This is a genomic window from Pararhodospirillum oryzae (assembly GCF_007992075.1).
In the GTDB taxonomy this organism is placed as follows: domain Bacteria; phylum Pseudomonadota; class Alphaproteobacteria; order Rhodospirillales; family Rhodospirillaceae; genus Pararhodospirillum; species Pararhodospirillum oryzae.
Window position 1 is genome coordinate 1 of the sequence record NZ_BJZO01000066.1, and the last position, 22,058, is coordinate 22,058.

Sequence of the window (22,058 nt, forward strand, 5' to 3'; positions counted from 1 at the left end):
CAGAACGGCTTGGTGACCGCTTGGCTTCCGATCGGGGGACGTGGTGCCCAGGGACGGAGTCGAACCGCCGACACCGTGATTTTCAGTCACGTGCTCTACCAGCTGAGCTACCTGGGCCCCGTCGTCGTCCCGTCGGGGAGGGCGGCTTTCTAGCCCATCGACGGGGCACTGGCAAGCCCCTCTCTTGTATTTTTTTCGTGGGCTTCCTCCAGCCGGCGCACGAACTCGCCGATCAGGCGATCATAGAGCCCCCCTTTCAACACCTGATCCTCGACGCCGGCATCGATGCTGGGGTTATCGTTGACCTCGATCACGAAACAGCCGCGCTCGGTCTGCTTGATATCCACCCCATAAAGGCCATTGCCCATCAGGTTGGCGGCACGCAGGGCAAGCGCGATCACCTCGGGGGGCGTTTCGCTGACGTCGAGGGTCTGAAAGCCGCCATACTCGGCCGAGCCATCGGCGTTGTGCTTGATGATCTGCCAGTGGCGCCGGCTCATGCGGTACTGGCTCACGTAGAGCGGCTGCCCGGCCAGCACGCCCACGCGCCAGTCAAAGGCGGTGGGCATGAATTCCTGGGCCAGGATCAGGTCGGACGCCTCCAGGAGGTGGCGCCCCTGGCTCAGCAGGGCGGCGCGGTCGTCCACCTTGATCACGCCGCGCGAAAAGCTGCCATCGGGAATCTTCAGCACGATCGGATAGTCCAAGTCGCGATCGACCCGGGGCAGGCGGCGGCGGTCGACCACCAGGGTACGCGGGGTCGGCACCCCTTGGGCCTTCAGACATTCGGCCAGATAGACCTTGTTGGAACAGCGCAGGATCGAGCGCGGATCGTCGATCACCGGCATGCCCTCGGCCTCGGCCTTGCAGGCGAAGGTGAAGGTGTGGTGGTTGACGTTGGTGGTCTCGCGGATGAACAAGGCGTCGTATTCCGCGAGCCGGCCCAGGTCGTGGCGTGTGATCACCGTCACCGCCACCCCCTGGCGCTGGCCGGCGCGGGCCAGCTTGTGCAAGGCGTCGGCATCCGAGGCCGGGGTGGGGTCGGACGGATCGCACAGCACGGCGAGCGACCAGCGCGGCGATTTGCGCGGCGGCCTGGGGCGCCACTCGCCCTTGACGAACCGGACCAGACGCTCCTGGAAAAAGGCGTCGCGCGCCTCGTCCAGGCCCCGCGCCGACACGGGCACGATGTCCTTCACCCGCCAGCCCTGGCGCGGACACGGGGTCAGCGACACATCCATCAGGGGAAAGGGAAAGGTCTTCCACACCAGCTTGGCAAACCGGGCGAAACGCTCGTCGGGCGTCGCGCCGAAGGCGATGAACAGGGAAAACGCCGTGGTCCCGGCCGCGTCCCCGAGCGCGCTCATGCGCGCGCGCAAGGCTCCGTCCAGTTCGCCCAGTTGCAAGGTCCGGATGGCCTTGCGGTTCAGGTTGACGATGGTCTCGACGGAAGGAACCACGGGCTGACCCCGCGCCTCCGCCAGCAGCGAGGCGTAGTAGCCCAAGCTGAGATAGGAACAATCCCCCGTCAGGTTCAGCAAGCGGGTAGGACGGCTCGAACAGTGGCCCGACACGCCAATATAGTCGCGGGGCGCCACGACAAGCCCGGCAACCTCGGCAGGGAAGGTTTCGGGCTTGCGTTCCGATAGAATCAAAAGCATCGCAAGGGCGGCTTTTTGTTATGGTTCGGGGGGGGGTGGCCGGCGTAACACCACGCTCGCGCGCAGCCGGGAGCGGCCGAAGCGGGCCATGGTTTCAAAGTCACGCCGGGAGATGGGCAGACGCAGGCACTCCAGGGAGGAGGCTGTTTCGTCGGTCAGATCGACATCGGGATCGTTGACATAAATGCAATGCTCGTCAACGGCGGAAATCACAACCCAGTGCGGCGCCTTTTCCCGCCAAAGCCGGTATTGACTGACCAGGACAATGGGCATGGCGCCCTCGGCCACCAGGGCGGTGACCTCGGCCGCCGACAGGGCGCGCGGGGTCATGCGCACGCCCGCCTTGCGGCAATCGGTTTCGAACTCCTCGTGAACCAGGCGCAAGACCTCGCGCTTGCGGGGATCGCGCACGCTTTCAACGAACAACGGCCCCTCCGCGCTGACAAAGATTTCCGCCTGGAACCCGCGCCGGTGAGCGGCCAGGGCCAAGCCATGCGGCCCGCAGCCGCCGTGACCGCTGGTCATGAAAATGGTGGTGGCCTCGCGCCACAACCGGATCTCCTGCATCTGGTCCATGGGCTGGGTCGGATCAAGGGCGTGCATGGCCATCATCAGGCACGCGGCCCCGCAGGTGAACGGCAAGGTCTGGTGATAAAGCGGCACCACCGACCCGCGCCCGCCCTGGCCCGACAGCAGCAGCGGCTTGGTCATGCGCAAGGCGTCGGAGAGGTCCTCGTAGTAGCCCTGGTAGACGGCGAACTCGCGGTAGCCCTGCTTGCGGTACAAGGCGATGGCACCCTGGTTGTCGGGGCGGACCTCCAGGCGCATGGCCGAGGCGCCGTTTTCCAACGCGGCCTCCTCGGCGGCGCGCAACACCGCCGCGCCCAGCCCCAGCCCGCGCGCCGACGGCGCCACGGCCAGGGAGTAAAGCCGCGCGAGCGAGGTGCCGGTGCGCAGCAAAACCAGCGCGTAGCCCAGCAAGGGGCCGTCTTCCTCGCTGGCGATTCCCACGAACAAGGCGTTGGGACGCTTGAGAAGGCGTTGAAGACTACGGCGCGACAGGCGATCGCCGGTAAAACAGGCCTGTTCCAGGGCGACCAGCGCGGGAACGTCCCGGGCGGTCAACGAACGGATGACCCCGGTCATGACAGGGGACTCCTTGATGCGAAGGGAAAAGCCCCTTCAGAACTCGTCGGACTCCGAGGCCGGCGTCTCGTCGGTGGGAATGCGGTAGCGTCCGCTCAGCCAATGGCCAAGATCGCGGTCGGCGCAGGTGCGCGAGCAGAAGGGCCGATAGCGGGGATCAACCGGCCGCCCGCACAGCGGGCAGGCCGCCTTGGGCAGGCGCACCGCCGGGGTTTCGTCCGCATCCTCCATGACCATCCTCTCCCCCGCCGACATCCCACACCCGGGTCCCCCGGGACGCTTGTCTGTTGAAAACACGCAATATACACCCCCCGAAGAAAACTGTCAGCGGTGGGGGGGGAAAAAAGTCCGGACTGCCGGACGCGATCAGCCGAGGACTTCCTCGTCCTGGCGCGCGGCCCGCAAGGTCAGGCGGAACGTGGAGCCCACGCCAGGGGCGGAGGTCAGCCAGATCTCGCCGCCCAAACGCCGGACAATGCGCCGGCACAAGGCCAAGCCGATGCCCGAACCGTTCGCGCTGGCTTCGGAAGCGCCGCGTTGAAAAATATCGAACACCTTTTCTTGCAACGCGGGATCGATGCCCTTGCCGTTGTCCTCGACGGAAAACTGCACCTGTTTCCATTTTTGCTGCTCGGCCCGGACCGAAACCCGCAGCGGCCGCGAGGGATCGCGATACTTGAGCGCGTTGCCGATGAGATTTTGAAACAGGCTGACCAGCAAGGCGCTTTCGCCGATCACGGCGGGGAGATCGCCAACCTCCACCCGGGCCTCGGCCGCCGTGATCTCGGAGGCGAGGTTGTCGAGCGCCATGGCCACCGCGGCGCGGACGGGCACCATGCCCAGGTCCCGGGGCCTGCTGTTCACACGGGAATACTCCAAGATCCCCGCGATCATTTTATTCATCGCCTGGGCATTGCCGAGGATGAAATCAACGTATTCCCCCCCTTCCTCGCCCAACTCGACGGATTTTTGCCGCTTCAGAAGACTCGCGAACCCAACGATATTGCGCAAGGGCGCCTGAAGATCATGGGATGCGGCATACGCGAAACTTTCAAGATCCTTGTTTTTTTCGTGTATTTCACGATTTGCTTTTTCAAGCTCCATTCTCGTGACGCCCAATTCCGCGATCAGACGGGTTAAATTGGTGAAAAATCCCGTGATCAGCTTGACCTTCTCGTCCGAGAAAATTGGAACACGTTTCAGGGCTTCCAGATAGGCATCCCGAGGAAAACCAAACAGGTCGGCTTGCTGTTCGAACGCGGCCATGTCGGGTTCCTCGCACAGGAACTGCCCGGTGAAGACATTGCCCACATGCTCCCCCATCACGACGATGGGCACCGCCACGTCGACCAGCCCGTTCTTGCATTTGTACACGTGGTAGCCCTTGCCCTCGCCCAGGCGGGCGGCCAGGGTGGTATCGCTTTCCCGGCAACGGGCCGCGCTGGCGGGATGGACCCGGTGAAAACGGGTACAAACGTCCTGCCACCCGGTGGCGACCAGAATATTGCCGTCCACATCCAAAATGGCGGTCACCGCCCCGGTCAGGTCGCTAAACTCCTGGCACAGGTCATGAAAATGATCCAGGGGCAGGATATCGCGCAAGTTCATGCCTTGTCCTCCCAGAACAGCGTTCCGGAGTTGCGATCACATCACTCCACACGCCCCCGTCGGTGGAGTCCACGCAACATGGAAAAGAAGGCCTTCGCCTGGATACGGGCCCCGGACACCAGGGAAGCCCCCCCATGCCTTTGGTGCCACGACTCCCTGGAGCAACACCCCCCCGCCGTGCCAAGCGCCACATCTCTTGGAGTCCATTCGCTTCGAATGGAAGGGGGCAGGCCCTCTATCCCGTTGTTTTAGTTTTTTTTCGGAAAGCAGCGTTCATTTTTCCCTGACAAACCCTAGTGTACAGATCCTTTCAGGCATTTTCACCCTCATTATCGCCTTTTGACGGGGCCACCACGCACCCCTTCCCGGACGCCAGGACACGCCCTGAGAAAGGACGCGCGTCACCGCACGTCGTCAACGACCGGGAATCAGGCGAAGGTCAGGGAAACCGACTCGTCGGCGCCCGCACGCAGGCTGACGGTGACGGGAGCGCCGAGGCGGGCCTGGGCCTCGGCCAGGGCAGCGGCCAGGGGGCCGTTCAACAGGCCCGCGCCCCGGGGACCGACCTCCAGGTGGGCCCGCTGGCCCGGGCGGCCCTGGGCGATATGGCGCAAGGCGCCCAGCACCCCCGCCTCGGGGGTCAGGCTCGCCGGGGCCTGGGGATCGAGCAGCACTTCGGACAAAGGGGCGCGTCGGCGCGGACGGTTGACTTCCACCAGACCGCCCCGGGTCGCCCCCAGAACGCGAGGCCCGGCCGGATCCAGGGCCAGAGCCCCCCCCAAGGCCGCGATCAGGGCCGGATCGGGGCCGCCACCGCCCCGGGGAAAATCGATCACGATCTGCCCCGCCAACCCGCGCAGCCGGATCTGATGGGCGATCACCGCCACGGCGGCCCGCGCCACCGCGTTTCGGTCCCGCCCGCCCGCGTCCACGTCGATCGCGCTCACCGCCGCCGTCTCGGCCACGATCACGCGACCGCCCCCGGGCACGGCCACCCCGGGAGTCAGCGCTTCTTCCAGGGCGGCTTCCACTCCGAACGCCTCGAACAGGGCCTGAAGAGGATCGGAATGCCGCTCCAGAACACCACACCAGTCCGGATGATGGGCCGCCAGATGGGCGCGTACCTCGGCCAGGCGAGTGCCGCCTTCCACCACCACCCGCGCCGCGCGCCCCCCGGGCCCGGTCAGCCAGGCATCCAGGGGCGGCGGGGCCGGCCGCAGCAGTCCCGGGCGCGAGGCCGCCGCGAAGGCCTCCTCCAGGGCGTTCCAGGCCGCGCGCGCCTGCGCCAGATCGCACGCAAGGTGAGACTCGGTGACCTCGGCGGCTCCGGCACTGGTGCGGGCGATCACGCCTTCGTGAGGCTCGATCAGGGCGGCCAGGCGGGCGCGCAGGGCCTCGCGCGTGGCGGTCTTGCCCACCCGCGCCCCCAGCCCGATTCCGGGCGCGTGGGGGGTGTACACCAGGAACGGCCCCGGCAGGGCGATTTTGGCGGACAGTTTCGGCCCCTTGTCGCCCACGGCGGGGCGGGTGATCTGCACCAGGACCAGGCGGCCCTCGGGGGGCAGGCCCTCGGGCGTGTCGGCCGCGTCGAGCAAGCCGGCCGGCCCCACCCCCACGTCAACGAACGCGGCCCGGTGCCCGGGCAAACGCTTGCCGACGCGCCCGGCCAGACACGCGCCGGCCTCGGGGCGATGGGCGCGCTGGTGGACCACCTCCAGCACGGTTTCGCGCGCGTCCAGCAGCGCCCAGCGGGTTTCCCCGGGCGCTTCGCTGACCAGGACGGTGAACGAATCCTCAGCGGCGATAGCCGTTGCCCTCCAACAGGGCCACGGTTTCAAACACCGGCAGCCCGACCACGTTGGAATAGGAGCCCGACAGGAAAGGAACAAAGGCCGCCGCGCGGCCCTGGATGGCGTAGCCGCCCGCCTTGCCGTGCCACTCCCCCGACGCCAGATAGGCGCGGATCTCGGCTTCCGACAAGCGCTTGAAGGCCACTTGCGTCATCACCACCCGGCTGACCAGACGCCCGTCCGGACACACCAGCGCGAGCCCGCCATACACCCGATGCCGCGCCCCCGACAGGAGGGTGAGGCAGCGGCGCGCCGTGGCCTCGTCCAGGGCCTTGGGCAGCACGCGATGGCCACGCGCCACCACCGTGTCCCCGGCCAGCACGAAGGCACCGGGGTGGCGCGCGGCCACGACCAGGGCTTTCTCGCGGGCCAGGCGCAAGGCATGCGCCCGGGGCGGTTCATCCGGCAAGGGAGTTTCGTCAAGATCGGGGGGATCGACCCGGTCGGGGATCACGCCGACATCGGCAAGAAGCGCGAGACGCCGGGGCGAGGCCGAGCCCAACACCAGGGACGCCGGGGGAGGCGCTCCCGTTTGGGAAGTCCTCTCCGGGGCACAGGGATCAGAAATGGAAGGTCCCCTTGAGTATGAACGTCATCACTTGAAGCGGAACGTGATGCGTCCCTTGGTCAGATCGTAGGGCGTCATTTCCACGGTGACGCGATCGCCGACCAGAACCCGGATCCGGTTCTTGCGCATCTTGCCCGAAGTGTGCGCGAGGACATGATGATCATTGTCCAGCTTCACCCGGAACATGGCATTGGGCAGCAATTCCACCACCACGCCAGCAAATTCAAGTACGTCTTCCTTGGCCATGACCCCAACTGGTTCCCGTTTTGCAAAGGAGACCTGTTATGGGTGGGCAGGGGAAGAGTCGTCAAGGGATTTTCACGCATCCCCCCCTTGCGAAAGGGCCTTTCGGACGACGAACCGGCCGTCCCCTCTCCCCCAAGGGCCCGGCCCCTTCCGGCCTCGTGTTTTCCTACCCGGCCGGCCCCAGGGCGATGGGGAAACGGGCCAGAAGGCGGGCCTGCAATTCGTCGCGCACGGCCCGATAGGCCTCCAGGCGCGTCTCGCGCGAGCCTTCCACCAGGCTGGGGTCGAAGGTATGCCAGAACGTGACCTCGCAGGCCATCCAGCGGGTCATTTCCACCGCCTTGTGCTGGGCTTCCGGCGACAGCGACACCACTTCGTCGAAGCTCTCGTCTTGCAGGTCCTCGAACGCGCGGGGCCGGTGGCCGCGCAGATCAATCCCGATTTCGTCCATGACCGCGATCACGAAGCCGTCGATCTCCTCGGCCGGACGCACCCCCACCGACTCGACGAACACCCGCTTGCCATGCAGGCGCTTCATCAGCCCCTCGGCCATCGGCGAGCGCACCCGGTTCATGGTGCAGCAAAACAACACCGCCGAGGGCAAGACCAGGGCGGGCTCGATCGTGGGCGCCACGGTCAGGCCCGCACGTGCAAAACGCACAGCAAGGTGAAAAGGCGGCGCGAGGTGTCGTGATCCAACACCGCGTGCCCGGCCAGGCGCTCGCGCAGCAAGGTGGCGCCTTCGTTGTGCAAGCCGCGTCGCCCCATGTCGATCGCCTCGATCTGCGAGGGGGACAAGGTGCGAATCGCCGTGTAATAGCTCTCGCACACCGTGAAGTAGTCCTTGACCACGCTGCGAAACGAGGCCATGCCCAGGACGAAACGGGTCAGGGGAAGGTCGGCCTCGTCGCGGACATCGAACACCAGCCGGTTGTCCTCCAGGCTCAGCGCCAGACGATAGGGGCCGTCCAGCCCGACCACGGCAAAGCGGTTGTCTTCCAGCAGGTCGAAGATCGCCACCGCGCGCTCGTGCTCCACCTCCGGGCGCCGGCGCACGAAGGTGCGTTCGTCCAGGGTGATCCCGACCAGGCGATCGGTCGGCTTCAAGGCGGGATCGGGCAGGACACGCGGGGGAGGCGTCGAGGTCATCACCGGTCACACCTCCCCCGTTCGCCCTATTCCCGAGGCATGTTCAGCCGCGACGCGACCGAAAGCCCGTGCGCTTCCAGCCCCTCGGCGCGCGCGAGGCGCACCGCCGCCGGCGCCAGGGTGCCCAGCGCCCCCGCCGAGCAGCCCACCAGGGTGGTGCGCTTCATGAAGTCCAGCACCCCCAGGCCCGACGAGAACCGCGCGGTGCGCGAGGTCGGCAGCACGTGGTTGGGCCCGGCCACGTAGTCGCCGATGGCCTCGGGCGTGTGGCGGCCCAGGAAGATGGCGCCCGCGTGATGAACCCGCTCGGCCAGGGTGTCGGGATCGGTCACCGCCAGTTCCAGGTGCTCGGGCGCGACCTTGTCGATCAGGGCCGGGGCCTGGGCCAGCAGGTCGTCAACCACGATCACCGCCCCGTGGTCGCGCCACGACGCGGCCGCGATCTCGACCCGCGACAAGGTGCGCAGGTGGGTTTCCACCGCTTCTTCCACCGCGTCGGCGAAGGCGCGGTCGTCGGTGATCAGGATCGACTGGGCGGCGGTGTCGTGCTCGGCTTGCGACAACAGGTCGATGGCGATCCAGTCGGGATCATTGGCCCCGTCGGCCACGACCAGGATTTCCGACGGCCCGGCGATCATGTCGATCCCCACCGTGCCGAACACCTGCCGCTTGGCCGCCGCGACATAGGCGTTGCCCGGGCCCACGATCTTGTCCACCGGCCGGATGGTCGGCGTGCCGTAGGCCAGCGCCGCCACCGCCTGGGCACCGCCGATCTGGTAGATTTCATCGACCCCGGCCATGCGCGCGGCCACCAGGACCAGGGGGTTGAGCACGCCGCCCGGAGCCGGCACCACCATGACCAGGCGTTCCACCCCCGCCACCTTGGCGGGAACGGCGTTCATCAGCACCGACGACGGATAGGCGGCCGTGCCGCCCGGCACATACAGGCCCGCCGCCGATACCGGCGTCCAGCGCTGGCCCAGGCGCACCCCGGCCTGGTCGGTGTAGGAAAAGCCCTGCGGCACCTGGCGCCCGTGGAACGACGCGATGCGATCGGCGGCCACGGCCAGGGCGTCGCGCAGCTCGGGATCCACCGTTTCCACCGCCCGGTCCACGACGCTGGTCTCGATGCGCAGGGTTTCGGGGGTCAGGGTCAGGCGGTCGAAACGCGCCGTGTACTCGATCACCGCCGCGTCGCCCCGCGCGCGCACGTCGGCCAGGATCGCGGCAACGGTGTCGTTCACGTCCTGGGCCGATTCCCGCTTGCTGGCGAGCAAGGTGGCGAAGGCCTGGTCAAAACCGCTGGCCGAAGCCTCAAGCCGCACGGGCATGGCACACCTCCCGGAAACGATCGATCCACAAGGCCATCTCGCGCGAACGCACTTTCATGGCCGTCCGGTTGACCACCAGACGGGAGGTGACATGGGCAATGGTTTCAACCTCGACAAGACCGTTGGCGCGCAGGGTCGAGCCGGTCGAGACCAGATCGACGATACGCCGGCACAAGCCCAGCGCCGGCGCCAGCTCCATGGCGCCGTTCAGCTTGATGCACTCGGCCTGCACGCCGCGCGCCGCGAAATGGGCCCGGGTGATCTCGGGGTACTTGGTGGCGACGCGGATATGCGACCAGCGCACGGGATCATCCTGGGCATGCAAGGCCACCGACTCGGCAACCGCCAGCCGGCAGGCGCCAATGCCCAGGTCGAGGGGGGCCTGAAGCTCGGGATAATTGAACTCCATGATCACGTCGTTGCCGGCAATGCCCAGATGGGCCGCGCCAAAGGCAACAAACGTCGCCACGTCGAAACTGCGCACGCGAATGATGTCCACCCCCGGATGGTTGGTGGCAAAGCGAAGCTGACGGCTTTTCGGGTCATCGAAAGCGGGTTCGGGCTCAAGGCCGGTGGCACGCACCAGCGGCATGGCCTCATCGAGAATGCGCCCTTTGGGCAGGGCGATGACCAGCTTGTCCGCGCCGTCGCGCGCATCGAACGCCATGGAACAGGGGCCCTCCAGCAGCCGGAAAGAAGGGGGACGAAGCGCGTCCCCTGCCTTCGGGTTTTAGCCTCATTCCCGTCCGCGCACCACCCCTTCCCGCGCTGGCGGGTGTTGTGTGCGTGTTGGCCGGCTCACGGCGGGCGCGGTGGATCGCGCAGGCGGGCCTTCAGCGCCTCGACCTCGTCCGAAATTCCTTCCAGTTCCTTGAGGGATTTTTCCAGGTAGCGGCGCAGGCGTTTCAGCCGTCCGTCGAACGAGCGCACCTCGCCCCAGCGCCGCGCCCGCACCCGGGCCCGGTGCCGCCACACCCAGCGGCGCAAGGCCGCGTCCAGCCCCAGCCCCACCAGCACCAGCCCGAAAAAGCCCAAGAGCACCGAGGCTGCCGGCCCGTAGGCCTTGTCGATCTGATAAACCGCCGCCCAGAACCCGACGCTGACCACGGTGGCGCTGGCGATCAGAATCCAGCGGCTGGCGTGCATCAGGTGCCGGGTGCCGCTTTCCTCGGCCTCGATCAGGGCCGCCAGCACCGCCTGGTGGGCCGCCGCCTTCCAATCCGACACCCGCATGCCCGAGGCGTTGCGCGCCCGGTGATCGCGGATCAGGGTTTCCATGTCCAGGACCACCAGGTCGGCGCGCTCGCGCGCGCTGGGACGGCCGTCGGGCAGGGGACGGGGCGGCTGGAAGGTCGGCCCGGAAACGCCCGCGCGCGGCGAGGCGCCGGAAGACGGGCCAACAGCGCCCGGAGCCGCCGCCCCCTCCCCCGACCCCGGAAGGCGCGAGGACCCGGCGGAGGAAAGGGAGGAAGAAGGGGCGCGCGACGGCGCCGGATCGGGGCGGCGCAAGGCCCGCTGGGGATCGCGCAGCACGTCAAGCAGCAAGGCGGCGTCGCGGTCGAGAGCCTGGCGTGCCTCGCGGACGGGATCATCGTCGGCCACCGCCCTCCCCTCCCCTTCTTTTTCAGGCCGGCCTCTTCTTCATCCTTCAAGATCCTTCACGGAAACGAAAGAAGGCCGTTCCCGGGCCGGCATGCCTCGTGGCTCACGCCCCCGAGGCGGTGGGCAGGCCCTCGCGCTTCCAGCGCCGGAAACCGCCGCCGATGATGGCCAGGCGCTTGAAGCCCGACTGCTTCATCAGGCGCGCCGCCGCCGAAGCCCGGGCCTCGGTTTCGCACATCAGGTAAACGGGCACGCTCTTAAAGGCGTCGGTCTCGCCAAAGCGCAGGTCGAGCAGCCGCGACTGCAACGACACCACGGGCATGTTGACCGCGTCGGGCACGTGGCCCTTGGCGAATTCCGCCGGCGAGCGGACATCCAGGATCATGAGATCCTCGCCCGCCAGACGCCACGCGTTGACCTGGGAGGGCTCGACGACCGAGGCGCCGCCCGAGGTCAGGCGCGGCAGCACGCGAATCACCAACAAGGCGGCCATGATCACGGCCACCGGCGCAATGAATTGCCAGTTGACGGACGACAGGTCCATGGGGGGCGGATCCCTTGCAAGGCAGGAGAACAAGACGAAGTGCCGGGCGACCCGGGTCGAAGCCCCGGCCCCCCGCGCGCTTGGTGTCGCCCACCCGGCCGGGATTTGTCAATCGCCGGCGGGCGGGCGCCGGATAAAGGAACGGGCCGCCTGTCCCAAACGACAGGCGGCCCGGAAAAAAGCGCGCGGAACCAGATAAAACACCGCGACCAGCGCGGCCATCACCAGTTCCGCCGCGTTCATCGACGCGAGACCCGAGGCCTCAGGCGTGGGCGTGGGCCGCGGCGCTGGCCGCCTCGGCCAGGGCCTGGGCCAGGCCGCGCGCCCGATCGGCGGCGGCCTTTTCCTCGGGGTTGCGGGCTTCCTTGACCTGGTCATCGGCGGCCTGAAGGCGCTGCTGCACCTCGGCCGGAGTGATCTCGGCCAGGTCGATGGCCTCGTCGGCCAGGACCGTGCACCGCTCTTGCGTCACTTCGGCGAACCCGCCGGCCACGAACAGCCGGCGCGCCACCCGTCCGCCCTTGTAGATGTTGATGACGCCAGGACGCACGGTGGAAAGCATCGGCGCATGCTGCGGCAGGGCACCGAAATCACCGTCCGTTCCCGGGACAACGACCATCTCCACCGGCTCGGACAGCAACAGCCGCCCGGGCGAGACCAGTTCAAATTCCGTGGTTGCGGCCATGGAAAACGCCTCCGGCTGCGGTCAAGGACAAAGGGTTCACGCGGCCTCGGCCATCTTCTTGGCCTTTTCGATGGCTTCCGCCATCGACCCGACCATGTAGAAGGCCTGCTCGGGCAGGTGATCGTAATCGCCCTCGATCAGACCCTTGAAGCCCTTCACGGTGTCTTCGAGGCTGACCAGCTTGCCGGGCGAGCCCGTGAACACTTCGGCCACGTGGAACGGCTGCGACAGGAAGCGCTGGATCTTGCGGGCGCGAGCCACCACCAGCTTGTCGTCTTCCGACAGTTCATCCATGCCCAGAATGGCGATGATGTCCTGCAACGACTTGTAGGTTTGCAGCAGACGCTGGACTTCACGGGCAACCGTGTAGTGCTCCAGGCCAACCACGTTCGGATCAAGGGCGCGCGAGGTGGAGTCCAGCGGATCGACGGCCGGGTAGATGCCCAGCTCGGCAATGGCGCGGTTGAGCACCGTGGTCGCGTCCAGGTGGGCGAACGAAGCGGCCGGGGCCGGGTCGGTCAAGTCGTCGGCCGGCACGTAAATGGCCTGCACCGAGGTGATCGAGCCCTTCTTGGTCGAGGTGATGCGCTCTTGCAAGGCGCCCATGTCGGTGGCCAGCGTCGGCTGATAGCCCACCGCCGAGGGAATGCGGCCCAGCAGCGCCGACACTTCCGAACCGGCCTGGGTGAAGCGGAAGATGTTGTCCACGAAGAACAACACGTCCTGGCCTTCCTCGTCGCGGAAGTATTCGGCCTGGGTCAGGCCCGAGAGGGCGACGCGCGAACGGGCGCCCGGGGGCTCGTTCATCTGACCGTAGACAAGCGCGGCCTTCGAGTTCGGACCTTCGAGGTCGATAACGCCCGACTCGATCATTTCGTGGTAAAGGTCGTTGCCTTCACGGGTGCGCTCGCCGACGCCGGCGAACACGGAATAGCCGCCGTGGCCCTTGGCGATGTTGTTGATCAGTTCCATGATCAACACGGTCTTGCCCACGCCGGCGCCGCCGAACAGGCCGACCTTGCCGCCCTTGGTGTACGGGGCCAGCAGGTCAATGACCTTGATGCCCGTGACCAGGATTTCGGTGTCGGTGGACTGCTCGATGAACTCGGGGGCCGCGCGGTGAATCGGCGAGGTCTTCTTGGCGTCGACCGGGCCACGATTGTCGATCGGCTCGCCGATCACGTTCATGATGCGGCCCAGCACGCCCGGACCAACCGGCACCGAAATCGGCTGGCCGGTGGCTTCCACGCTCTGACCACGGGTCAGGCCGTCGGTGCCGTCCATGGCGATCGTGCGCACCACGCCCTGGCCCAGGTGCTGCGCGACTTCCAGAACCAGACGCGACCCGTTGTTGGTCGTCTCAAGGCACGACAGAATACCGGGCAGCTCGCCCTCGAACTTCACGTCAACGACAGCGCCCTTCACCTCGGTGATCGTTCCGGCGTTGTTCCTAGCCATGGATACTGCTCCTGAATTCGGTCTCGTTTAGAGGGCCTCGGCACCGGAGATGATCTCGATCAGCTCCTTGGTGATCTGCGCCTGTCGCGTGCGGTTATAGGTCAGGGTCAACTTCTTGATCATCTCGCCGGCGTTGCGCGTGGCGTTGTCCATTGCCGTCATGCGCGCGCCCTGCTCGGAAGCGTAGTTTTCCAGCAGACCCCGGTACACCTGAATGCCAACGCACTTGGGCAACAGGTCGGCCAGAATGGCCTCTTCGGAGGGTTCGTATTCATACAAGGCGTGCGCCTCGGCCTCGTGGCCGCCGTGCGCGCCCTGATTGTCGTTGCCGGCCGGAGACGGCAGGAAGGGCACCACCTGCTGCAAGGTCACGATCTGCGAAATCGCCGAACGGAACCGGTTGTACACCAGGGTGCAGGTATCGAACTCGCCGGCCTCGAAGCGGCGCAGGATGTCCTGGGCCACGCGGTCGGCTTCGGTGTACGTGATGCCCTTCGAGCCCTGCTCCTCGAAGGTTCCAATGATATCGTCGGCGAACTCACGCTTGAGCACGTCGCGGCCCTTGCGGCCGACGCACAGCAGCTTCACCGTCTTGCCCTGGGCGCGCAGCTCCAGGACCCGGTGACGCGCGGCGCGCACGATCGACGAGTTGAAACCGCCGCACAGACCGCGGTTCGCGGTCATCACGACCAGGAGGTGAACCTTGTCGGCGCCGGTCCCGGCCAGAAGGGGGGGAGCCCCCGCCTGGCCGGCGACCGAAGCCGCGAGGTTGGACAGCATCCGCTCCATGCGCTGCGCGTAGGGACGGGCGGCCTCGGCGGCCTCCTGAGCCCGGCGCAGGCGCGAGGCGGCGACCATTTTCATGGCCGACGTGATCTTGCGCGTGGACTTGACCGAGGAAATCCTCGCCCTGAGGTCCTTGAGACTGGCCATCGGCTACGAGCCTTTCGCTGATCGGGTCACGGGGACGTCCTGGGGCTTTCAGGCGAACTTCTTGCCGAAGTCGGTCAGGAAGCGAACCAGCTTGTCCTCGGTTTCCTGGGACAGCGCCTTCTCGGTGCGGATGGCCTCAAGGATATCCACCCCGGAGGAGCGCAGCTCGGACAGCAACGAAGCCTCGTAGCGGGTCACGTCGGTGGTCTTGACCGCGTCCACGTAGCCCTTGGTGCCGGCGTAGATCACGCAAACCTGTTCCTCGACCTTGAGCGGCGAGTACTGGGGCTGCTTGAGCAGCTCGGTCAGGCGGGCGCCCCGGGCCAGCAGCTTCTGGGTGGCCGGATCCAGGTCGGAAGCGAACTGGGCGAAGGCCGCCATTTCACGGTACTGGGCCAGTTCCAGCTTGATGGTGCCCGCGACCTTCTTCATGGCCTTGATCTGGGCCGCCGAGCCCACGCGCGACACCGACAGGCCCACGTTCACCGCCGGGCGGATGCCCTTGAAGAACAGGTCCGTCTCCAGGAAGATCTGGCCGTCCGTGATCGAAATCACGTTCGTCGGAATGTACGCGGCCACGTCGTTGGCCTGGGTCTCGATCACCGGCAGGGCGGTCAGCGAGCCCGAGCCGTTGTCGGCGTTCAGCTTCGCGGCGCGCTCCAGCAGGCGCGAGTGCAAATAGAACACGTCGCCGGGGAAGGCTTCACGCCCGGGCGGACGACGCAGCAGCAGCGACATCTGGCGGTAGGCCACGGCCTGCTTGGAAAGGTCATCGTAGAAGATGACGCAGTGCATGCCGTTGTCGCGGAAGAACTCGCCCATCGTGCAACCGGTGTAGGGCGCGATGAACTGCAGCGGCGCCGGCTCGGACGCCGTGGCGGCGACGACGATGGTGTAATCCAGGGCGCCGTGTTCGGCCAGGGTCTTGACGACCTGGGCCACCGACGAGCGCTTCTGACCCACGGCGACGTAGACGCAGAACAACTTCTCGGAGTCGTCCTTGGCCTTGTCGTTCAGGGCCTTCTGATTCAAGATCGTGTCGAGGATGATCGCGGTCTTGCCGGTCTGGCGGTCACCGATGATCAGCTCGCGCTGGCCACGCCCGATGGGGATCAGGCTGTCGATGGCCTTGATGCCGGTCTGCACCGGCTCGTGCACCGACTGGCGCGGAATGATGCCGGGCGCCTTGACCTCGGCGCGCTTGCGCACGACGTCGGTCAGCGGGCCCTTGCCGTCGATGGGCTCGCCCAGGCCGTCGACCACGCGGCCCAGCAGGCCCTTGCCCACCGGCACGTCCACGATCGACTTGGTCCGCTTGACCAGCGTCCCTTCCTTGATGCCTCGGTCATCACCGAAGATCACGATGCCGACGTTGTCCGTTTCCAGGTTCAGGGCCATGCCCTTGACCCCGTTTTCGAACTCGACCAGCTCACCGGCCTGGACCGAATCCAGGCCCCAGGCGCGGGCGATACCGTCGCCGACCGCCAGAACCTGACCCACCTCGGCGGATTCGGCCTCGGTTCCAAAATTGGCGATCTGCTCCTTGAGGATCGCGGAGATCTCCGCGGCGCGGATTTCCATCACCCAACCCCTTTCATGGCGAAGTGCAACCGTTTCAGCTTGGTACGCAGGGAACTATCCACCATGCGCGATCCCACGCGCACGATCATGCCGCCCAGCAAGGACGGATCCACCGTCGCGGCGACACTGACACTGTTCCCCACGGCTTTCTTGAGAGCCGCGCTCAGGGCGCTTTCCTGCGCCGGCGTCAGGGCGGTGGCGGTGGCGACGTGCGCCGTCACCTCGCCACGGCGCTCGGCCAGACGATTCTGGAAAGCCCGGATCATGCCCCCAAGCGCGAAGGCCCGGCGGTTCGAGGCCACCAGACCGATGAAATTGCGGGTGATGTCGGACAATCCCGCCTTTTCGGCCAAGACGCCAAGCGCCTTGCGCTGGGCGTCCCGACCCACGACCGGGCTCGCGATCACCCGCCGCAGATCGGCGCTGGCGTCCAGCAGGGCTTGCAGGGTGACGAGATCAGCGGACACGGTGTCCAGCGCGCCCCGCTCCTCCGCCAGTTCATAGAGGGCAACCGCATAGCGGTCGGCCACTCCTGTTACTCCAGCCATTTCGGATGACACGTGCGATAGCCTCACGACAGTCGTTCGAACGCGGTGCGCCAGGGTGGCGCAACCCTTTGATTTATTTCGGATTGACACCCCTCGCGAGGCGTGTTCCCCCAGGCGCGCGGGTTCATTAGCACAGACGCCTCCCGCATGCAACATACGCGGGCGGCTCACGGCGATCCCTTTCGGGCCCCGTCCGCCTCGTGGGTCCTGTGCCAGTCCCCTTGCACAAGAGGCCCCCCGACCCCTTGCGGCGCCGACTATAAAAAGGAAACCGGGTCCACGTCCACCTGAACCTTCACGCCCCGGGGCACCGGCACCTGATCCAGCCACGAACCGACCAGCGGCTGGACCCGGACCGCGCGCGGCGCCTTCAACAACAAGCGCACCCGGTGACGCCCCCGAAGAAGGGAAAGAGGCGCCGGCGCCGGGCCCAGCACCCGCACCCCGGCGCCCTCGGGCGCGCAGCGCGCCAGCGCCCGGGCGGTGGCCTGGGTCGCGCCCGGATCCTCGCCCGAGACGATCAGCGCCACCAGCCGCCCGAACGGCGGCAGGCCGTGGGCCTCGCGCTCGGCGGCTTCGGTTTCCAAGAACACGGCGTCGTCGCCACTGGCCAGCGCCTCCATCACCGGATGGCCGGGATCGGCGGTCTGGATCAAGACCCGCCCCGGCCGCCCGGCGCGGCCCGCGCGCCCGGCCACCTGATGCAAAAGCTGGTGGGTGCGCTCGGCCGCGCGCGGATCGCCCCCGGCCAGCCCCAGATCGCCATCGATCACGCCGACCAGGGTCAGGCCGGGGAAGTGGTGACCCTTGGCCATGATCTGGGTGCCGATCAGCACGTCGACCTCGCCCGCGCCCACCCGGCGGATCATTTCGGCCGCCTCCTTGGGGCCGCCCAGGGTATCGCTGGTTGCCATCAAGGCCCGGGCCTTGGGAAAGCGGTGCGCCACCTCCTCGGCCAGGCGCTCGACCCCGGGGCCGCACGCCACCAGACTGTCCTCGGCGCCGCAGGCGGGGCAGGTGGTGGGAATCGGGCGTTGATGGCCGCAGTGATGACAGCACAGGCGCCCGCTCGCCCGGTGCTCGACCAGCCACGCCGAGCAGTTGGGACAAGCGAGGCGGTGCCCGCAGTGCCGGCACAAGGTCAAGGGCGCGTAGCCCCGCCGGTTCAGATAGAGCAAAACCTGTTCGCCCGCCGCCAGGGTGTCGCGAATCGCGCTCACCAGGGGCGGCGCGATCCATCCGGTCTGAAAGGGCGCGTCCTCGCCCCCGGCCTGCCAGCGCTGGGGCGGATGGGCGCGCAGATCAACCAGGGTCACGGCCGGCAACACCGCGCCCCCGTGGCGCGCGGGCAGGCGCAGCAGGTGATAGCGACCGCGACGGGCGTTCTCCAGGGTTTCCAGGGCCGGCGTCGCCGAGGCCAGGATCACCGGCACCCCTTCCAGGCGAGCGCGCACCACCGCCATGTCGCGGGCATGGTAGGGCACGCCGTCGTCTTGCTTGTAGGAGGCGTCGTGTTCCTCGTCGACGATGATCAGGCCCAGGGCGGGAAAGGGCAGGAAAAGCGCGGAGCGCGCCCCCACCACCACCGGCACCCGCCCCTGGGCCACCCCCCGCCAGCCGCGCCGGCGCTGGCCGTCCGGAACCTGGGAATGCCACGTCAGGGGCCGGGCGCCAAAGCGGGCCTGGAACCGCTCCGGCCATTGGGTGGCGAGCGCGATTTCAGGCAGCAAGATCACCGCCTGGCGCCCCTGGCGCAGGGTTTCGGCCACGGCCTCGAAATACACTTCGGTCTTGCCCGAGCCCGTCACCCCGTGCAGCACGCAGACCGAAAACCCGGCCCCCACCCGCGCGCGCAGCTCGGCGGCCACCCCGGCCTGGGCCGGCGACAGCACCGGCCCCGGGTGGGCGGGGTCGGGCCCCGGGCCCGGAGCCGGATCCCCGTCCATCCCCCGGGCAGCGATCAGGCCCGCCTTGCCCATGGCCGTGATCACCGCCGCCGTGACCCCGGCCCGGGCCGCCAGATCCGCCGTTACCAGCGCCGGCTGCCCGTGCGCCGCCGCTTCGTCGAGGGCCGCCAGAACCCGCGCGCGTCCTTCGTTCAGGCGCGCCGGGGGGGCGCCCCCGTCCCGCGCCGCCCGGCTCCAGCCACGCGCGCTTCTGGGGGGCATCAGGGCATCGGGCACGCTGAGCACCAGGCGCAGCACCGCGCCCGGTGGCTGGACCGTGTACGCCGCCACCCAATCGACCAGCCGGCGCAAGGGCTCGGGCACGGGGGGAGTCTCCAGCACCGCCAGGACCGGACGCAGGGCCGCGTCGCCAACCGCCGGGGCGTCCGCGTTCGCCGGCGCCTCCCACACCACGCCGATGACTTCGCGCCGCCCCAGGGGCACCCGCACCACCAGCCCCGGCGCCAGCCTCTCCCCGGCCGGCGCGCGATAGTCATAAGGACCGGCCAAGGGCAGGGGCAGCAACACCGCGACCCGGGCGCCCGCTCCGGGCTCCGGGCACCCCTTTGAAGAAGAATTATCAATCATAACAGCTTTTAGCGGCAAGACCGGGGAAAGAGTAGCGGGACTATCGGCCATGGGCTACACTCCGCGCCGCCCGATTGGGCCGGTGCATGCGACGGGGAGAAACCTGGGTTATGAAATTCTTCATCGACACGGCGAACCTGACCGACATCAAGGAGCTGGCCGCCACCGGCATGGTGGACGGCGTGACCACCAATCCAACCTTGGCCGCGCGCGAGGGCAAGGATTTCCTGTCGCTGATCGCCGACATCTGCGCCGTGGTCCCGGGCCCGGTCAGCGCCGAGGTCACCGCTCTCGACACCGACGGCATGCTGGCCGAGGGGCGACGCCTCGCGCGCATCGCGCCCAATATCGCCGTCAAACTGCCGCTGACCCGCGACGGCCTGCGCGCCTGCCGCGCGCTCAGCGACGAGGGGATCATGGTCAACGTGACCTTGTGCTTCTCGGCCGGCCAGGCCCTGCTGGCGGCCAAGGCTGGCGCGCGGTTCGTCTCGCCGTTCGTCGGGCGTCTCGACGACCTGTCGCAAGACGGCATGGGCCTGATCGGCGAGATCCTGGCCATCTATGGCAACTATCCGGCCTTGCGCACCGAGGTGCTGGTGGCCAGCGTGCGCCATCCCATGCACGTGGTGCAAGCGGCCCGCATGGGCGCCGACGTGGCCACCGTGCCGCCCAAGGTTTTGTACCAGCTGTTCGAGCATCCCCTGACCGACCGGGGCCTGAAGGCGTTTCTTGACGATTGGGCCAAGTCCGGTCAGACCATCTTGTAATCGATACATCCTTTCACACATTCAAGTCATTGAAACCGGGAGGAGGGCCCATGGGCATGGGCAGCGACACCGCGTCAACCCCGACGTCGGGGAGAGAACCGGACGAAGCCGCCGTCCTTGACTACCTGTTGCGTCATCCGGATTTCCTGATGGAACATCCGGATGTGCTGCTCAGGGCCACGCCACCCCGACGCTTCGAACAGACCGACGGCAAGGTGGTGGACATCCAGCATGTGATGCTCAAGCGCCTGCAAACGGAGATGGCCGATCTCCAGGACTGCGCCGAAGAGTTGATCATGACCACGCGCTCGAACATGGCGACCCAGAAGGGCACCTTGCAAGCGGCGCTGGCCGTGCTGGAGGCGCCGGGGCTGGCCGGTCTTGCCCGGGTGATCGGCGATGAACTGCCGATGCTGCTTGATGTCGATGCGTGCGCCGTGCGCCTGGAGCCCCTGGCCGGCGCCAGCCTGCTCAAGGACGACGATCCCGCGCCGGGGCTTTTGGACTCGTTGCCGGTGGGGCTGATCGACGAACTGTTCGGCACCGACGGCCAGGCCATCTTGCGCCCCCAGACCGAGGCCGAACCCCTGTTCTACGGCGACATGGCGCCCCTGATCGCCTCCGACGCCCTGGTGCGCCTGAACCTGGGCCCCGGGCAGCCGCCGGCGCTGCTGGCCGTGGGCTCGCGGCTTGAAGGCACCTTCGAACCCGACATGGCCATGGACCTGCTGGTGTTCCTGACCCGGGTTCTTGAACACACGGTGCGCCGCTGGCTCACCGAGGCCCGGTGAGCGCACCGCCCGCCGATCCCGGGACGCGCGTTTGGCCCGAAGCCGCCGGGTCCGGGATCGTCCACTCCCTGGCCGACGATCCGGTGATGGGTCCGGTTCTGGCCGCCGTGCCCCTGCCGGGCGATCCGGCCCTGGTCGGCGTGCTGGTCCGCTGGCTGACGTGGATGGGGCGCGAGCGCCGGGCCAGTCGCCACACCTTGCTGGCCTATGCCCGCGACGTGGCCTCGTTCCTGACCTTCCTGAGGGACTACCGGGGCGAGGAACCGGGCCTGGCCACCCTGGCCGACCTGCGCGCCACCGATTTTCGCGCCTATCTGGCCCAGCGCACCGACGACGACATCGCGCGGGCGTCGCTGGCGCGGGCGGTATCGGCCCTGCGCACCTTGTTTCGCTGGCTCGACCGCGAAGAGATCCTGCACAACCCGGCGATCAACGATCTGCGCACCCCGCGCCTGCCCAAGGCCGTGCCCAAGGCCCTCTCCGAGACCGAGGCGGCCGGAGCCCTGGGGGCGGCCGCCGAGTTGCAAGACGAACCGTGGATCGCCAGGCGCGACGTGGCCCTATTCACCTTATTGTATGGCTGCGGGCTGCGCCTGGGGGAAGCCCTGGACCTGGACCGGGGCGACCTGCCGCGCGGGCCGGTGATGCGCATCCTTGGCAAGGGCCGCAAGGAGCGCGTCGTGCCCTTGCTGCCCGTCGTCCGGGAAGCCCTGGACGACTACCTGGCGACCTGTCCGTTCATCGGCGGGATCAACGACCCGCTTTTCGTGGGCGCGCGGGGCAAGCGCCTCAATCCCGGGGTGGTGCAGCGCCAGATGCGCCGGCTGCGCGCGCTTCTGGGCCTGCCCGACTCCACGACGCCGCACGCCCTGCGCCACAGCTTCGCCACCCACCTGCTGGCCCACGGCGGCGACCTGCGCACCATTCAGGAACTGCTGGGCCACGCCAGCTTGTCCACCACCCAGCGCTACACCCGCGTCGATGCCGAAGGGCTGGTGCGGCTGCACCACGACACCCACCCCCGCGCCCGGGGCTAGAAGCAGGCGACCAGGGCCA

Annotated in this window: 23 protein-coding genes and 1 tRNA gene; 3 read left to right on the forward strand and 21 right to left on the reverse strand. The window is 67.9% G+C overall.

Going from position 1 to position 22,058, the window contains the following annotated elements:
- Positions 1-41: 41 nt before the first annotated feature.
- From ROR02_RS11805 to ROR02_RS11900, 21 genes are all read right to left on the reverse strand, one after another.
- Positions 42-117: transfer RNA gene (locus tag ROR02_RS11805), tRNA-Phe, on the reverse strand.
- Positions 118-149: 32 nt separating this feature from the next.
- On the reverse strand, positions 150-1,661 hold the full coding sequence (locus ROR02_RS11810; RefSeq protein ID WP_147164233.1) for a RimK family protein: 1,512 nt from the start codon (positions 1,659-1,661) through the stop codon (positions 150-152).
- 18 nt (positions 1,662-1,679) lie between these two features.
- Positions 1,680-2,807, reverse strand: a complete 1,128-nt coding sequence (locus tag ROR02_RS11815) for a GNAT family N-acetyltransferase/peptidase C39 family protein (protein ID WP_147164234.1) — start codon at positions 2,805-2,807, stop codon at positions 1,680-1,682.
- Positions 2,808-2,843: 36 nt separating this feature from the next.
- Entirely contained in the window at positions 2,844-3,038 is a 195-nt protein-coding gene (locus tag ROR02_RS11820) for a DNA gyrase inhibitor YacG (protein WP_147164235.1), read from the reverse strand.
- 135 nt (positions 3,039-3,173) lie between these two features.
- A complete protein-coding gene (locus ROR02_RS11825; protein ID WP_147164236.1) occupies positions 3,174-4,415 on the reverse strand; it encodes a PocR ligand-binding domain-containing protein in 1,242 nt (413 codons plus the stop codon).
- Between the two features lie 428 nt (positions 4,416-4,843).
- The gene (locus tag ROR02_RS11830) at positions 4,844-6,253 is read right to left on the reverse strand and encodes a ribonuclease E/G (protein WP_170245089.1); all 1,410 of its coding nucleotides are present in this window, start codon (positions 6,251-6,253) and stop codon (positions 4,844-4,846) included.
- Positions 6,210-6,770, reverse strand: coding sequence for a Maf family protein (locus ROR02_RS11835; protein WP_147164238.1), 561 nt, complete (start codon positions 6,768-6,770; stop codon positions 6,210-6,212). The genes ROR02_RS11830 and ROR02_RS11835 overlap by 44 nt, the downstream gene beginning before the upstream one ends.
- 90 nt (positions 6,771-6,860) lie before the next feature.
- The gene (gene infA, locus ROR02_RS11840) at positions 6,861-7,079 is read right to left on the reverse strand and encodes a translation initiation factor IF-1 (RefSeq protein WP_147164239.1); all 219 of its coding nucleotides are present in this window, start codon (positions 7,077-7,079) and stop codon (positions 6,861-6,863) included.
- Positions 7,080-7,245: 166 nt separating this feature from the next.
- Entirely contained in the window at positions 7,246-7,713 is a 468-nt protein-coding gene (locus tag ROR02_RS11845) for an arsenate-mycothiol transferase ArsC (RefSeq protein WP_281291036.1), read from the reverse strand.
- Between the two features lie 2 nt (positions 7,714-7,715).
- Entirely contained in the window at positions 7,716-8,186 is a 471-nt protein-coding gene (locus ROR02_RS11850; RefSeq protein WP_407672644.1) for a UPF0262 family protein, read from the reverse strand.
- A 68-nt stretch (positions 8,187-8,254) separates the two neighbouring features.
- Positions 8,255-9,559, reverse strand: a complete 1,305-nt coding sequence (gene hisD / locus ROR02_RS11855; RefSeq protein ID WP_147164241.1) for a histidinol dehydrogenase — start codon at positions 9,557-9,559, stop codon at positions 8,255-8,257.
- The gene (gene hisG, locus ROR02_RS11860) at positions 9,543-10,226 is read right to left on the reverse strand and encodes an ATP phosphoribosyltransferase (RefSeq protein WP_147164242.1); all 684 of its coding nucleotides are present in this window, start codon (positions 10,224-10,226) and stop codon (positions 9,543-9,545) included. Before hisG ends, hisD begins: the two co-directional genes overlap by 17 nt.
- 131 nt (positions 10,227-10,357) lie before the next feature.
- Complete coding sequence (locus ROR02_RS11865; RefSeq protein WP_147164243.1) at positions 10,358-11,161, reverse strand: hypothetical protein; 804 nt, start codon at positions 11,159-11,161, stop codon at positions 10,358-10,360.
- A 103-nt stretch (positions 11,162-11,264) separates the two neighbouring features.
- Positions 11,265-11,705: a rhodanese-like domain-containing protein gene (locus ROR02_RS11870; protein ID WP_147164244.1), complete on the reverse strand. Its 441-nt coding sequence runs from the start codon at positions 11,703-11,705 to the stop codon at positions 11,265-11,267.
- A gap of 108 nt (positions 11,706-11,813) precedes the next feature.
- Positions 11,814-11,948 carry a hypothetical protein gene (locus ROR02_RS17460; RefSeq protein WP_281291037.1) on the reverse strand — a complete coding sequence of 45 codons (135 nt, stop codon included), beginning with the start codon at positions 11,946-11,948 and terminating at the stop codon, positions 11,814-11,816.
- A 19-nt stretch (positions 11,949-11,967) separates the two neighbouring features.
- Positions 11,968-12,390, reverse strand: a complete 423-nt coding sequence (locus ROR02_RS11875) for a F0F1 ATP synthase subunit epsilon (protein WP_147164245.1) — start codon at positions 12,388-12,390, stop codon at positions 11,968-11,970.
- Positions 12,391-12,426: 36 nt separating this feature from the next.
- Complete coding sequence (atpD, locus tag ROR02_RS11880) at positions 12,427-13,848, reverse strand: F0F1 ATP synthase subunit beta (protein ID WP_147164246.1); 1,422 nt, start codon at positions 13,846-13,848, stop codon at positions 12,427-12,429.
- 27 nt (positions 13,849-13,875) lie between these two features.
- Entirely contained in the window at positions 13,876-14,781 is a 906-nt protein-coding gene (locus ROR02_RS11885; RefSeq protein ID WP_147164247.1) for a F0F1 ATP synthase subunit gamma, read from the reverse strand.
- 48 nt (positions 14,782-14,829) lie between these two features.
- On the reverse strand, positions 14,830-16,362 hold the full coding sequence (gene atpA / locus ROR02_RS11890; protein WP_147164248.1) for a F0F1 ATP synthase subunit alpha: 1,533 nt from the start codon (positions 16,360-16,362) through the stop codon (positions 14,830-14,832).
- Positions 16,362-16,922: a F0F1 ATP synthase subunit delta gene (locus ROR02_RS11895; RefSeq protein ID WP_147164249.1), complete on the reverse strand. Its 561-nt coding sequence runs from the start codon at positions 16,920-16,922 to the stop codon at positions 16,362-16,364. The genes atpA and ROR02_RS11895 overlap by 1 nt, the downstream gene beginning before the upstream one ends.
- 245 nt (positions 16,923-17,167) lie before the next feature.
- Positions 17,168-19,444, reverse strand: a complete 2,277-nt coding sequence (locus tag ROR02_RS11900; RefSeq protein ID WP_147164253.1) for a primosomal protein N' — start codon at positions 19,442-19,444, stop codon at positions 17,168-17,170.
- Between the two features lie 110 nt (positions 19,445-19,554).
- On the opposite strand from ROR02_RS11900, the gene fsa reads away from it, so the two are divergent.
- The 3 genes from fsa to ROR02_RS11915 all read left to right on the forward strand — a co-directional run bounded on the left by fsa (position 19,555) and on the right by ROR02_RS11915 (position 22,039).
- Positions 19,555-20,211 (forward strand): fructose-6-phosphate aldolase, encoded by a 657-nt coding sequence (gene fsa, locus ROR02_RS11905; protein WP_147164250.1) that lies wholly within the window; start codon positions 19,555-19,557, stop codon positions 20,209-20,211.
- 50 nt (positions 20,212-20,261) lie between these two features.
- Complete coding sequence (locus ROR02_RS11910; RefSeq protein ID WP_147164251.1) at positions 20,262-21,002, forward strand: DUF484 family protein; 741 nt, start codon at positions 20,262-20,264, stop codon at positions 21,000-21,002.
- A gap of 86 nt (positions 21,003-21,088) precedes the next feature.
- The gene (locus ROR02_RS11915; protein ID WP_147164254.1) at positions 21,089-22,039 is read left to right on the forward strand and encodes a tyrosine recombinase XerC; all 951 of its coding nucleotides are present in this window, start codon (positions 21,089-21,091) and stop codon (positions 22,037-22,039) included.
- Positions 22,040-22,058 lie beyond the last annotated feature (19 nt).

Coding starts and splice junctions, on each gene's coding strand:
- ROR02_RS11810 (WP_147164233.1), bottom strand. CDS start 1,661: ATGCTTTTGATTCTATCGGAACGCAAGCCCGAAACCTTCCCTGCCGAG.
- ROR02_RS11815 (WP_147164234.1), bottom strand. CDS start 2,807: ATGACCGGGGTCATCCGTTCGTTGACCGCCCGGGACGTTCCCGCGCTG.
- ROR02_RS11820 (WP_147164235.1), bottom strand. CDS start 3,038: ATGGAGGATGCGGACGAAACCCCGGCGGTGCGCCTGCCCAAGGCGGCC.
- ROR02_RS11825 (WP_147164236.1), bottom strand. CDS start 4,415: ATGAACTTGCGCGATATCCTGCCCCTGGATCATTTTCATGACCTGTGC.
- infA (WP_147164239.1), bottom strand. CDS start 7,079: ATGGCCAAGGAAGACGTACTTGAATTTGCTGGCGTGGTGGTGGAATTG.
- hisD (WP_147164241.1), bottom strand. CDS start 9,559: ATGCCCGTGCGGCTTGAGGCTTCGGCCAGCGGTTTTGACCAGGCCTTC.
- hisG (WP_147164242.1), bottom strand. CDS start 10,226: ATGGCGTTCGATGCGCGCGACGGCGCGGACAAGCTGGTCATCGCCCTG.
- ROR02_RS11870 (WP_147164244.1), bottom strand. CDS start 11,705: ATGGACCTGTCGTCCGTCAACTGGCAATTCATTGCGCCGGTGGCCGTG.
- ROR02_RS17460 (WP_281291037.1), bottom strand. CDS start 11,948: ATGAACGCGGCGGAACTGGTGATGGCCGCGCTGGTCGCGGTGTTTTAT.
- ROR02_RS11875 (WP_147164245.1), bottom strand. CDS start 12,390: ATGGCCGCAACCACGGAATTTGAACTGGTCTCGCCCGGGCGGCTGTTG.
- atpD (WP_147164246.1), bottom strand. CDS start 13,848: ATGGCTAGGAACAACGCCGGAACGATCACCGAGGTGAAGGGCGCTGTC.
- ROR02_RS11885 (WP_147164247.1), bottom strand. CDS start 14,781: ATGGCCAGTCTCAAGGACCTCAGGGCGAGGATTTCCTCGGTCAAGTCC.
- atpA (WP_147164248.1), bottom strand. CDS start 16,362: ATGGAAATCCGCGCCGCGGAGATCTCCGCGATCCTCAAGGAGCAGATC.
- ROR02_RS11900 (WP_147164253.1), bottom strand. CDS start 19,444: ATGATTGATAATTCTTCTTCAAAGGGGTGCCCGGAGCCCGGAGCGGGC.
- fsa (WP_147164250.1), top strand. CDS start 19,555: ATGAAATTCTTCATCGACACGGCGAACCTGACCGACATCAAGGAGCTG.
- ROR02_RS11910 (WP_147164251.1), top strand. CDS start 20,262: ATGGGCATGGGCAGCGACACCGCGTCAACCCCGACGTCGGGGAGAGAA.
- ROR02_RS11915 (WP_147164254.1), top strand. CDS start 21,089: ATGGGTCCGGTTCTGGCCGCCGTGCCCCTGCCGGGCGATCCGGCCCTG.